Below are 12,080 nucleotides of genomic sequence, written 5' to 3' on the forward strand. Positions count from 1 at the left end.
CAACACCTGATCGGTGGCCATTCACGCACCTGTGTTGTTAAATGCGGCGGTGACCTTCTCGGGCCCCTCGCACGACATCGACCCCCGCCTCCTGCGCGCCTTCACCGCCGTCGCCGAGGAGCTGCACTTCACCCGGGCCGCCGCCCGCCTGTACGTCGCCCAGCAAGCCCTGAGCCGTGACATCCGGCGCCTGGAGCGGGAGTTGGGCGCCGAGCTCTTCGTACGGACCACCCGGCAGGTCACCCTCACCCCCGACGGCGAACGGCTCCTCCCGTACGCACGGCGGGTGTTGACCGCCCACGACGAGCTCGGCGACGCCTTCCGCGCCGCGCCCCGGCCGCTGCTCGTCGACCTCAACACCCCCGGCCTCGCCCATGAGCGCATCCTGCGCCGGGCCCGCGAACTCGCCCCCGAACAGGAGCTGATGGCCCGCTACGAGAGCGGCCTCACCGGCGCCGCGCGGGAGATCCTCGCCGGGCGGCTCGACACCTCCTTCGGCCGGTACGGAGGGCTGGCCGCGGGACTCCGGACGCGGCTGGACAGCCAGTTCGTGCGGTACGAGCGGATGGCCGTGATCCTCCCCGAGGACCACGAGCTCGCCGCCCTCCCCGAGGTCCCGCTCGACCGGCTCGCCGGGGAGCGGATCTACGCGGGCGCCGGCAACGACCGCACGCCCGAGTGGACCGACCTCGCCGGCCGGCTCTTCGCCGGACGCGGTATCGAGGTCGCCGCGCCCGCGCCGCTCGCGATCGGCCCCGAGGAGTTCCGCCGGATCATGGCCAAGCACCGCAACCCGGTCCTCGCCGTCGTCGACTTCCCGCCGATGCCGGGCTGCGTGCTCCGGCCGCTCGTCGACCCCGTACCCCTGTCACCCGTGAGCCTGGTGTGGCGCAAGGGGCTGCGCCACCGGGGCCTGGACGCCCTGCGCACCGCCGCCGCGGAGATCGCCGCCCACGAGGGCTGGCTGGACCGCCCGGCGGCCTCCTGGCTGCCGGAGGGGGAGCCGGGGACACCCGGACAACCCGCCACCCCCGGGACCGGCGAGTGAGCCGAAGGGACGCGCCGGGGGAACCTCCCCGAGCGCGCGGAGCCCCCGACGGAGGAGGGGGCGAGCACGGTCGGGGAGGTGAGCCCGGCTGTGGCGTCCCGGAGGTGAACCGAGCCCGAAAGAAGGAGGGGAGCGCTCACAGCGTCGTCGTGCGCCGGGTGAGAGCAAGGTTCCCGCGCCGTCACCTCGCGCGGCACCGGGCCGAAACGCGGCCTCCCTAGCGTCTGCGATCGGAGGACCGGGGCTGTGGACGCCCCAGGACCCGACACGGCGGAGGTGCGACATGGGCGGCCGGTGGATCGAACGGTGGGAACCGGAGGACGAGACCTTCTGGCGTGAGGAGGGGGAGCGGATCGCGCGGCGGAATCTGCTCTTCTCCGTGCTCTCCGAGCACATCGGCTTCTCGGTCTGGAGCCTGTGGTCGGTCATGGTGCTCTTCATGGGGCCGCAGTACGGCGTCGACCCGGCCGGCAAGTTCTTCCTGATCGCGACCGCGACCTTCGTCGGCGCGCTGATCCGGATTCCGTACACCTTCGCCGTCGCCCGTTTCGGCGGCCGCAACTGGACCGTCTTCAGCGCCCTGCTGCTCCTGCTGCCCGCCGGTTTCGCCTTCGCGGTGATGGAGCCGGGCACCTCGTACACGACGTTCGTCCTGGTGGCCGCGCTCACCGGCGTCGGCGGCGGCAACTTCGCCTCCTCCATGACCAACATCAACGCCTTCTTCCCGCTCCGCAAGAAAGGCTGGGCGCTCGGGCTCAACGCGGGCGGCGGCAACATCGGCGTCCCCGTCGTGCAGCTCGTCGGCCTGCTCGTCATCGGCACCGCCGGGGCCATGCACCCGAGGATCGTGCTCGGCGTCTACCTGCCCCTGATCGTCGTGGCCGCCGTGTGCGCCGCGCTCTTCATGGACAACCTCGCGCCCGTCAGGAACGACACCGGCGCCGCCAAGGAGGCCGTGCAGGCCCGCCACACCTGGATCATGGCCTTCCTCTACGTCGGTACCTTCGGTTCGTTCATCGGCTACAGCTTCGCCTTCGGGCTGGTGCTCCAGACCCAGTTCGGACGCACCCCGCTCCAGGCCGCCTCGCTCACCTTCGTCGGTCCGCTCCTCGGCTCCCTCATCCGGCCGATCGGCGGCTCCCTCGCCGACCGGCACGGCGGCGCCCGCATCACCCTGGGGACGTTCGTGGCGATGGCCGCCGCGACCGGCGTGGTGATCTACGCCTCCGTCGTCGAGTCGCTCGCCGTCTTCCTCGTCGGCTTCATCGGCCTCTTCGTCCTCAGCGGCCTCGGCAACGGCTCGACGTACAAGATGATCCCGGCGATCTTCCTCGCCCAGGGGCACCGCAAGGGCCTCTCCGGAGAGGCCGCCGAGGCCTACGGGCGGCGGCTCTCCGGGGCCTCCATGGGCCTCATCGGGGCCGTCGGCGCGCTCGGCGGGCTCGGCATCAACCTCGCCTTCCGCCAGTCCTTCCAGACCGCCGGCACCGGCACCGGGGCCTTCGTCGCCTTCCTCGCCTTCTACGCGGCCTGCACCGTCGTCACCTGGGCGGTATACCTTCGGCGGCCGACGGCCGTGCCCGAGACCGCGGAAGGTGCCACGGAGGCGGCTGCGGAAGGGACCACGGCGGGGGGCACGGGAGCGGCCGTGGACGAGCGGACCCGGCCCGGATACGCGAAGGTGTGATCCACGGTGCCCGGCGCGGACCGTAACGACCAGGAAATACGGGCGAACCGAGTCCGTCACGCACCCCCGTCAGGCTCTGGCCCCATGGACGAGCAAGAACACGGCCCCCTCGCCGGCTTCACGGTCGGTGTCACCGCGGCGCGGCGCGCGGACGAACTCATCGCGCTGCTGCGCCGGCGCGGCGCGGCCGTCGTCCACGGCCCCGCCCTGCGGATCGTGCCCCTCGCGGACGACACCGAACTCCTGGCCGCGACCAAGGAACTCGTCGCCCACGCCCCGGACGTCGTCGTCGCCACCACGGCGATCGGCTTCCGGGGCTGGGTCGAGGCCGCCGACGGCTGGGGGCACGGCGAGGAGCTCCTCGCCGTCCTGCGGGACGTCGAGCTCCTCGCCCGGGGCCCGAAGGTCAAGGGAGCCGTACGGGCCGCCGGACTCACCGAGTCCTGGTCGCCCTCCTCGGAGTCCATGGCCGAGGTCCTCGACCGGCTCCTCGCCGAGGGCGTGGCCGGCCGGCGCATCGCCCTCCAGCTGCACGGGGAGCCGCTGCCCGGCTTCGTGGAGGCCCTCACGGCCGGCGGCGCCGAGGTCGTCGTCGTCCCCGTCTACCGCTGGATGCCCCCGGAGGACATCGGCCCCCTGGACCGGCTCCTCGACGCGACCCTCTCGGGCGGCCTGGACGCCGTCACCTTCACCAGCGCCCCGGCCGCCGCCTCGCTGCTCTCCCGGGCGGCGGAGAAGGGCGTACGGGACGAACTCGTCGCCGCGCTCCGGCACGGGGTCCTCGCGGTGTGCGTGGGCCCCGTGACGGCGCTCCCGCTCCAGGCGGAGGGCATCGACACGTACCAGCCCGAGCGCTTCCGGCTCGGCCCGCTCGTCCAGCTGCTCTGCAAGGAGCTCCCGGCCCGCTCCCGGGTCCTGCCGGTCGCCGGCCACCGGATGGAGGTCCGCGGGCACGCGGTCCTCGTCGACGGCGACCTGCGCCCGGTCCCGCCCGCCGGGATGGCCCTCCTGGGGCTGCTCGCCCGCCGTCCCGGCTGGGTGGTCTCCCGGGCCGACCTGCTGCGCGCGCTGCCCGGCGCGGGGCGCGACGAGCACGCGGTGGAGACGGCCATGGCCCGCCTCCGGACGGCGCTCGGCACCCCGAAACTGATCCAGACCGTCGTCAAGCGCGGCTACCGGCTGGCCCTCGACCCGGCCGCGGACGACAAGTACGACACGCCGTAGGGCCCTTCGGGAGGCGGGCGTTACGGTACGGGGATGATCGCCGAAGGACTCCGCATCCGCCCCGCCGAACCCGACGACCCCGCGGAAGCGGTCGCGCTCGCCGCCGCCCTGCTGCGGAACCGGGAGCACATGCGGCCCTGGGAGCCCTACCGCCCCGAGCGGTACTACACCCCGGAGGCGCAGGCCGAGCGGCTCGCGGACGGCGGGGTGCGGTGGTTCGCCGTCGAGGGGGACACCGTGGTCGGTGCCGCGATCCTCTCCGGGATCGCCCTCGGGCCCTTCCGCAGCGGCTCCCTCGGCTACTGGGTCGACCGGGAACACACCGGGCGCGGCGTGGCCACCGCGCTCGTCGAGGAGGCCTGCCGGGCCGCCCGCGAGGAGCTCGGCCTGCACCGGGTCGAGGCGTGCACCGTCCTCGACCACACCGTCTCCCAACGGGTCCTGGCCAAGAGCGGGTTCACCCGGATCGGCACCGCGCCCCGCTACCTCCACATCGCCGGGGAATGGCGCGACCACCACCTCTTCCAGCGACTCCTGCACGACGACCCGCCGCCCGGCTTTCCGGGATCCCTCCCGGTGAACGGTGATCGCGCCTGACACGGTGCCTTCCGGTGGCGTACGCTCGACGGCTGCCCAGTGCACGTCAGAAGGGGGCCTTAGGTGGCCGCGCAGGAAGCCGTGGACACGGTCAGAGACCGTGAGATCGGTGTCGAGCAGGAACATCTGGATCAGGTCTACCGCCGGCTGGAGGAGAAGATCCACGAAGCGGAGTTCCTGATGAACGACGCCGCCCAGCGGGGGCAGGTCGGCACGCCCGGCGCCCTCGCCGAGCGCGACGCCCAGGTGTTCCGCGCCGGCATCCACCTCAACAGGCTCAACAACGAGTTCGAGGACTTCCTCTTCGGCCGGATCGACCTGCTGTACGGCAAGGACGGCAAGAAGGGCCCCGACGGCGCGTACACCTCCGTGGAGCCCGCCGAGGACGCCGTACGCCCGGACAACACGGCCGACATCGGCGAGACCCTCCACATCGGGCGGATCGGCGTCCTCGACTCCGACTACGCCCCGCTCGTCATCGACTGGCGCGCGCCCGCCGCCGCGCCGTTCTACCGGTCGACGCCCGTCGACCCCGGCCGGGTCGTGCGCCGCCGCGTCATCCGCTCCAAGGGCCGCAGGGTCCTCGGCGTCGAGGACGACCTCATGCGCCCCGAGCTGCGGGCCGCCCTGGACGGGCGCGAGCTGCCCGTGATCGGCGACGGCGCCCTGATGGCCGCCCTCGGCCAGGCCCGCAGCCACACCATGCGGGACATCGTCTCCTCCATCCAGGCGGAGCAGGACCTCGTCATCCGCGCGCCCGCCGCGTCCGTCACGTACGTGGAGGGCGGCCCCGGCACCGGCAAGACCGCCGTCGCCCTGCACCGGGCGGCGTACCTGCTCTACCAGGACCGGCGGCGGTACGCGGGCGGCATCCTCATCGTCTCGCCGACCCCGCTCCTCGTCTCGTACACCGAGGGCGTCCTGCCCTCGCTCGGCGAGGAGGGCCAGGTCGCGATCCGCGCCGTCGGCTCGCTGGTCGACGGCGCCGAGGCCACCGCCTACGACGAACCGGCCGTCGCCCGGATCAAGGGCTCCTCCCGCATGCTCCACGTGCTGCGGAAGGCGGCCCGCGGCGCCCTGGAGACCCCGGCGCCCCGGGCACAGCTCGCCCTGGGCGACGACGACGAGGCCGCCGCGCCCACCGGGACGCCCAACCGGCTCCGGGTCGTCGCCTTCGGCCGGCGGATCGAGCTGGAGGCCGACGACCTCCGGCGCATCCGCCACAACGTCCTCGGCGGCACCGCCCCCGTCAACCTGCTGCGCCCGCGCGCCCGCCGGCTGCTCCTCGACGCGCTCTACTCCAAGTCCGGCGCGGTCGGCCGGCACAGCGACCCCGAGCTCGCTGCCGAGCTGCGCTCCTCCTTCGACGAGGACGTGTCGACGGAGGACTCCTTCCTCGGCTTCCTCGACGCCTGGTGGCCCGAGCTCACCCCGCGCGGGGTGCTCGACGCGATGGCCGACGAGCGGCGGCTCGGCCGCTGGGCCCGCCGGATCCTCAACCCGGGCGAGGTGCGGCGGCTCGCCCGCTCGCTGCGCCGCCGGGAGCTGTCCGTCCACGACGTGGCGCTCCTCGACGAGCTGCACACCCTGGTCGGCGCCCCGGCCAGGCCCCGCAAGAAGCGGGAGTACGACCCGCTGGACCAGCTCTCGGGCCTGGAAGAGCTCATGCCCGTACGCGAGGAGACGCAGTACGAGCGGGCCGAGCGGCTCGCCGCGGAGCGCACCGAGTACGCGCACGTCATCGTCGACGAGGCACAGGACCTCACGCCCATGCAGTGGCGGATGGTCGGGCGGCGCGGCCGGCACGCCACCTGGACGGTCGTCGGCGACCCGGCGCAGTCCTCCTGGTCGGACCCGGACGAGGCCGCCGAGGCGCGCGACGAGGCCCTCGGCAGCCGGCCGCGGCGCCGCTTCGAGCTGACCGTGAACTACCGGAACCCGGCGGAGATCGCCGAGCTGGCCGCGAAGGTGCTCGCCCTCGCCATGCCGGGCAAGGAGTCGCCGCGCGCGGTCCGCTCGACGGGCGTCGAGCCCCGTTTCGTCCCGGTACGGGAGACCGCGGGGAAGGCCGATCTGGCCGAAACCGTACGGTCCGAAGCGGCCCTGCTCCTGGAGCGGGTCGAGGGCACGGTCGGTGTCGTCGTCGCCATGAACCGGCGCGCGGAGGCCGCCCGCTGGCTCGCGGAGCTGGGCGACCGGGTGGTGGCGCTCGGCTCCCTGGAGGCGAAGGGCCTGGAGTACGACGCGACGGTGGTCGTCTCGCCCGCGGAGATCGCGGACGAGTCCCCGGCCGGTCTGCGGGTGCTGTACGTGGCGCTGACGCGGGCGACGCAGCAGCTCACGGTGGTCGCGGGGGCGGGGGACATGCCGGACGAGGCGGGGGTGCCGGACCTGCTGCGGGACTGAGCCCGGGGCCGCGGGGGGGCGGGGCTCCCGCGCCCGTCGGGGGCCGATTTCCAGTCAACCTGTGGCGCCGGAATCACTATCCAGAGTGGTTTGTTAGCCTTGTCGTGGCACCGGCTCGATCCAAGCCCCCGGGCCCAACCTTCGTCCCTTTGAGGGACCACTTGCCGCGAGGCGAGCATGGCGGGTCGGTGCCACTTAGACATACGCACAAAGTTGAGGCCCCTGTCACCTCCGGTGACGGGGGCCTCTTCTGTTTCCCCCGGACTTCTCGTATGGTGGAAACTACTTTCCGAAAACAAAATGACCGCATTACCTGCTACCGGCAGGTAGGTGCGACCATCGGAGGGCGCCGCCAGGCAACCAGCCGGGGCGGCGTAGCAACGAAGCTCAGGGAAAGCAGAGGAAGTCGGCCATGGCAACGGCGCCCAGCGTCTCGTACTCGATGACGGTCCGGCTGGAGGTTCCCGCCAGCGGAACCGCGGTCTCCCAGCTCACCACGGCGGTGGAGTCCCACGGCGGATCCGTCACCGGCCTCGACGTGACCGCCTCCGGCCACGAGAAGCTCCGCATCGACGTCACCATCGCCGCGACCTCGACCGCGCACGCCGACGAGATCGTCGAGCAGCTGCGCACCATCGAGGGCGTCGTCCTCGGCAAGGTCTCCGACCGTACGTTCCTGATGCACCTCGGCGGCAAGATCGAGATGGCGTCCAAGCACCCCATCCGCAACCGTGACGACCTCTCCATGATCTACACCCCGGGCGTCGCCCGCGTGTGCATGGCGATCGCCGAGAACCCCGAGGACGCCCGCCGCCTCACCATCAAGCGCAACTCCGTCGCGGTCGTGACCGACGGCTCCGCCGTCCTCGGCCTCGGCAACATCGGCCCGATGGCCTCCCTGCCGGTCATGGAGGGCAAGGCCGCCCTCTTCAAGCGCTTCGCCGGCATCGACGCCTGGCCGATCTGCCTCGACACGCAGGACACCGACGAGATCGTCGCGATCGTCAAGGCGATCGCCCCCGGCTTCGCGGGCATCAACCTGGAAGACATCTCCGCGCCCCGCTGCTTCGAGATCGAGGCCCGGCTGCGCGAGGCCCTCGACATCCCCGTCTTCCACGACGACCAGCACGGCACCGCCATCGTCGTCCTCGCCGCCCTCACCAACGCGCTGCGCGTGGTGGGCAAGAGCGTCGGCGACGTACGGGTCGTCATGTCCGGTGCGGGCGCGGCCGGTACGGCCATCCTCAAGCTGCTCATCGCGGCGGGCGTCAAGCACGCGGTCGTCGCCGACATCCAGGGCGTCGTGCACGCGGACCGCCCGGACCTCGTGGACGCCCCGGCCGACTCGCCGCTGCGCTGGATCGCCGACAACACCAACCCCGAGGGCGTCACCGGCACCCTCAAGGAGGCCGTCGTCGGCGCGGACGTCTTCATCGGCGTGTCGGCCCCGAACCTGCTGGGCGCGGAGGACGTCGCCGCCATGGCGGAGGGCGCCATCGTGTTCGCGCTCGCGAACCCCGACCCGGAGGTCGACCCGGCCGCCGCGCGCCAGACGGCCGCCGTCGTCGCCACGGGCCGCTCGGACTTCCCGAACCAGATCAACAACGTGCTCGTCTTCCCGGGTGTCTTCCGCGGCCTGCTGGACGCCCAGTCCCGTACGGTCAACACGGAGATGATGCTGGCGGCGGCCTCGGCCCTCGCCGACGTGGTCACCGAGGACGAGCTGAACCCGAACTACATCATCCCGTCGGTCTTCAACGACAAGGTCGCGGGCGCGGTGGCGGGCGCGGTGCGCAACGCGGCCAAGGCGGCGAGCGGTCGCTGACGGCGCGTCGCGATTCGCGATGCCGCAAACCCGCCTTTAGGGTGGCTTTTCGGCTCCGTACGGAAATCACGGAGTCGACGGAACGTCACCACTACGGGGCTCCGGCGCTTTTCGTGTGACCCCAGGGGGTGCCGGATTGGCGTTCCCGCCGCTGGTGGGGGCAGGATGCGTGTTTGGGCGCGAGGGTCTGTCATTAGACCCGGGTCCGGGGACTGTCCGAAGGCCCTGGCAGCATCGGCTTCGCTGTACCCAATCACGCGGCTTCCGCCGCGTGGCACGCCTCACAGGCAAGAAGAACACGGGAGTAACAACATGAACCGCAGTGAGCTGGTGGCCGCCCTGGCCGACCGCGCCGAGGTGACCCGCAAGGACGCCGACGCCGTGCTGGCCGCTCTCGCCGAGACCGTCGGTGAGGTCGTCGCCAAGGGCGACGAGAAGGTCACCATCCCCGGCTTCCTGACCTTCGAGCGCACCCACCGTGCCGCTCGCACCGCTCGTAACCCGCAGACCGGCGACCCGATCAACATCCCGGCCGGCTACAGCGTGAAGGTCTCCGCGGGCTCGAAGCTCAAGGAAGCCGCCAAGGGCAAGTAAGGCAGCCTGTAGGCGCAGAAAGGGCGGCCACCCTGTCAGGGGGTGGCCGCCCTTCCGTTTGTGCCTCAGAGGGCGTCGTACGGGCCTCAGAAGGCGCTGTACGGGCCCCGGAGGGCCCGTACGACCTTCGTTAGACCAGTGCGCTGCCCGGGAGCTCGACCTTGGCGCCCAGCTCGACGAGCTTCTCCATGAAGTTCTCGTAGCCGCGGTTGATCAGCTCGATGCCGTGGACCCGGGATGTGCCCTGGGCCGCCAGGGCCGCGATCAGGTACGAGAAGCCGCCGCGCAGGTCGGGGATGACCAGGTCGGCGCCCTGGAGCTTGGTGGGCCCGCTCACGACCGCGGAGTGCAGGAAGTTGCGCTGGCCGAAGCGGCAGTCGGAGCCGCCCAGGCACTCGGGGTACAGCTGGATGTGCGCGCCCATCTGGTTCAGCGCGGAGGTGAAGCCGAGGCGCGACTCGTACACCGTCTCGTGGACGATGGAGAGGCCGGAGGCCTGCGTCAGGGCCACGACCAGCGGCTGCTGCCAGTCCGTCTGGAAGCCGGGGTGCACGTCCGTCTCCAGGGCGATCGCGTTGAGCGAGCCGCCCGGGTGCCAGAAGCGGATGCCCTCGTCGTCGATCTCGAAGGCGCCACCCACCTTCCGGTACGTGTTGAGGAAGGTCATCATCGAGCGCTGCTGGGCGCCGCGCACGTAGATGTTGCCCTCGGTGGCCAGCGCCGCCGACGCCCAGGAGGCCGCCTCGAGGCGGTCCGGGAGCGCCCGGTGGGTGTAGCCGTCGAGGCGGTCGACACCGGTGATCCGGATGGTCCGGTCGGTGTCCATGGAGATGATCGCGCCCATCTTCTGCAGAACGCAGATGAGGTCCTCGATCTCGGGCTCCACGGCCGCGTTCGACAGCTCGGTGACGCCCTCGGCGAGGACGGCGGTGAGCAGCACCTGCTCGGTCGAACCGACCGAGGGGTACGGGAGGCGGATCTTGCAACCGCGAAGACGCTGGGGGGCCTCCAGGTACTGACCGTCGTCCCGCTTCTCGATCGTGGCGCCGAACTGGCGCAGGACGTCGAAGTGGAAGTCGATCGGCCGGCCGCCGATGTCGCAGCCGCCGAGACCCGGGATGAAGGCGTGACCCAGTCGGTGCAGCAGCGGGCCGCAGAACAGGATCGGGATGCGGGACGAGCCGGCGTGCGCGTCGATGTCGGCGACGTTCGCGGACTCCACGTGCGTCGGGTCGAGGACGAGCTCGCCGGGCTCCTCGCCCGGACGGACCGTCACCCCGTGCAGCTGGAGCAGTCCGCGGACCACGCGGACGTCACGGATGTCGGGAACGTTGCGCAGTCGGCTGGGACCGCTGCCGAGCAGGGCGGCGACCATCGCCTTGGGCACGAGGTTCTTCGCGCCGCGGACGCGGATCTCGCCCTCCAGCGGGGTTCCGCCGTGGACAAGCAGGACATCGTCTGTGCCGGTCATGAATCTCGCGTTCCGGTCGGGTCGGTCGGGTGGCCAGAGAAAAGGGTAAGGGGCCATGGGACCCCGTTCGGGTGTGTCGGGGGGTCTGTCAGATGTAATGAATTCGGCACAACACCCTCTGTTCCCGTGATCTTGCGGAGCGTTACCGTCCGCTTGTGCCGGTTCGTCCGTACGGGAAGACCCGCCGCGCCCTTCTGAACTGCGAAGGCCGTCGACTTCCCGCCGCCGCACCCCCATCGCGCCCGACAGCCCCCGCGAACGCCGAAGATGCGGGATCATGTGTCGCATGACCGAGGTGTCCTCGCTCACAGGACGGCTGCTCGTGGCCACCCCCGCGCTGGCGGACCCGAATTTCGACCGCGCGGTCGTCCTGCTGCTCGACCACGACGACGAGGGCTCGCTCGGCGTGGTCCTCAACCGGCCGACGCCGGTGACCGTCGGCGACATCCTCGCGCCCTGGGCCGCACTCGCCGGCGAACCCGGCGTCGTCTTCCAGGGCGGCCCCGTCTCGCTCGACGCGGCGCTCGGCGTCGCCGTGATCCCCGGCGACGAGGGCCCCCTCGGCTGGCGCAGGGTGTACGGAGCGATCGGCCTCGTCGACCTGGAGGCCCCGCCCGAGCTCCTCGGACCGGCCCTCGGCTCCCTGCGGATCTTCGCCGGGTACGCGGGCTGGGGACCCGGCCAGCTGGAGACCGAGCTGGGCGACGGAGCCTGGTACGTGGTCGAGTCGGAGCCCGGCGACGTCTCCGCGCCGCACCCCGAGACCCTCTGGCGGCAGGTGCTGCGCCGCCAGCGCGGTGAACTCGCGATGATCGCGACGTACCCCGACGACCCGTCCCTCAACTGACCCCCGCGGCTTTCAGTACCCTTGGCGGTTATGAGCACTCTCGAGCCCGAGCGCGGGGCAGGTACGGGAACCCTCGTGGAGCCGACTCCGCAGGTGTCCCACGGTGACGGCGACCACGAGCGCTACGCCCACTACGTCCAGAAGGACAAGATCATGGCGAGCGCCCTCGACGGGACTCCCGTCGTGGCGCTGTGCGGAAAGGTCTGGGTGCCGGGGCGCGACCCCAAGAAGTACCCGGTCTGTCCGATGTGCAAGGAGATCTACGAGTCCATGGGCGCCGGCGGTGGCGACAAGGACAAGGGCGGCAAGGACAAGTAGGCGGATCCCTCGGGGCGTGTGGATCCCGCGGGTCCGGTAGGTCCTGACGTCGGGGACGGCCCC

10 protein-coding genes are annotated in these 12,080 nt (G+C 72.0%); 9 read left to right on the forward strand and 1 reads right to left on the reverse strand.

From position 1 onward, the window contains the following. Positions 1-49 precede the first annotated feature (49 nt). The 7 genes from ACFC0G_RS20860 (at position 50) to ACFC0G_RS20890 (ending at position 9,381) form a co-directional block, all read left to right on the forward strand. A complete protein-coding gene (locus tag ACFC0G_RS20860) occupies positions 50-1,048 on the forward strand; it encodes a LysR family transcriptional regulator (RefSeq protein WP_376405314.1) in 999 nt (332 codons plus the stop codon). Between the two features lie 283 nt (positions 1,049-1,331). Next, a complete protein-coding gene (locus tag ACFC0G_RS20865; protein WP_376405316.1) occupies positions 1,332-2,735 on the forward strand; it encodes a nitrate/nitrite transporter in 1,404 nt (467 codons plus the stop codon). Positions 2,736-2,819: 84 nt separating this feature from the next. Beyond that, positions 2,820-3,959, forward strand: coding sequence for a uroporphyrinogen-III synthase (locus ACFC0G_RS20870; protein WP_376405318.1), 1,140 nt, complete (start codon positions 2,820-2,822; stop codon positions 3,957-3,959). A gap of 33 nt (positions 3,960-3,992) precedes the next feature. Then, positions 3,993-4,556, forward strand: a complete 564-nt coding sequence (locus ACFC0G_RS20875; RefSeq protein WP_376405320.1) for a GNAT family N-acetyltransferase — start codon at positions 3,993-3,995, stop codon at positions 4,554-4,556. 63 nt (positions 4,557-4,619) lie between these two features. Next, the gene (locus ACFC0G_RS20880) at positions 4,620-6,962 is read left to right on the forward strand and encodes a HelD family protein (RefSeq protein ID WP_376405322.1); all 2,343 of its coding nucleotides are present in this window, start codon (positions 4,620-4,622) and stop codon (positions 6,960-6,962) included. A 412-nt stretch (positions 6,963-7,374) separates the two neighbouring features. Next, the gene (locus tag ACFC0G_RS20885; protein ID WP_376405324.1) at positions 7,375-8,787 is read left to right on the forward strand and encodes an NAD-dependent malic enzyme; all 1,413 of its coding nucleotides are present in this window, start codon (positions 7,375-7,377) and stop codon (positions 8,785-8,787) included. Between the two features lie 312 nt (positions 8,788-9,099). Continuing rightward, positions 9,100-9,381, forward strand: coding sequence for an HU family DNA-binding protein (locus ACFC0G_RS20890; RefSeq protein WP_017237029.1), 282 nt, complete (start codon positions 9,100-9,102; stop codon positions 9,379-9,381). Positions 9,382-9,511: 130 nt separating this feature from the next. Here the strand turns inward: ACFC0G_RS20890 and murA are convergent, their stop codons facing one another. Then, entirely contained in the window at positions 9,512-10,852 is a 1,341-nt protein-coding gene (gene murA, locus ACFC0G_RS20895) for a UDP-N-acetylglucosamine 1-carboxyvinyltransferase (RefSeq protein WP_024761664.1), read from the reverse strand. Between the two features lie 286 nt (positions 10,853-11,138). On the opposite strand from murA, the gene ACFC0G_RS20900 reads away from it, so the two are divergent. Together ACFC0G_RS20900 and ACFC0G_RS20905 are read left to right on the forward strand one after the other, a co-directional pair. Then, complete coding sequence (locus ACFC0G_RS20900; RefSeq protein ID WP_376405327.1) at positions 11,139-11,699, forward strand: YqgE/AlgH family protein; 561 nt, start codon at positions 11,139-11,141, stop codon at positions 11,697-11,699. A 30-nt stretch (positions 11,700-11,729) separates the two neighbouring features. Then, positions 11,730-12,017: a DUF3039 domain-containing protein gene (locus tag ACFC0G_RS20905; protein WP_024761666.1), complete on the forward strand. Its 288-nt coding sequence runs from the start codon at positions 11,730-11,732 to the stop codon at positions 12,015-12,017. The last annotated feature ends 63 nt before the right edge of the window (positions 12,018-12,080 follow it).

Origin of the sequence: Streptomyces sp. NPDC056169 (genome assembly GCF_042268445.1) — a bacterium.
Taxonomy (GTDB): Bacteria; Actinomycetota; Actinomycetes; order Streptomycetales; family Streptomycetaceae; genus Streptomyces.

Coding starts and splice junctions, on each gene's coding strand:
- ACFC0G_RS20900 (WP_376405327.1), top strand. CDS start 11,139: ATGACCGAGGTGTCCTCGCTCACAGGACGGCTGCTCGTGGCCACCCCC.
- ACFC0G_RS20865 (WP_376405316.1), top strand. CDS start 1,332: ATGGGCGGCCGGTGGATCGAACGGTGGGAACCGGAGGACGAGACCTTC.
- ACFC0G_RS20905 (WP_024761666.1), top strand. CDS start 11,730: ATGAGCACTCTCGAGCCCGAGCGCGGGGCAGGTACGGGAACCCTCGTG.
- ACFC0G_RS20890 (WP_017237029.1), top strand. CDS start 9,100: ATGAACCGCAGTGAGCTGGTGGCCGCCCTGGCCGACCGCGCCGAGGTG.
- ACFC0G_RS20875 (WP_376405320.1), top strand. CDS start 3,993: ATGATCGCCGAAGGACTCCGCATCCGCCCCGCCGAACCCGACGACCCC.
- murA (WP_024761664.1), bottom strand. CDS start 10,852: ATGACCGGCACAGACGATGTCCTGCTTGTCCACGGCGGAACCCCGCTG.
- ACFC0G_RS20870 (WP_376405318.1), top strand. CDS start 2,820: ATGGACGAGCAAGAACACGGCCCCCTCGCCGGCTTCACGGTCGGTGTC.
- ACFC0G_RS20885 (WP_376405324.1), top strand. CDS start 7,375: ATGGCAACGGCGCCCAGCGTCTCGTACTCGATGACGGTCCGGCTGGAG.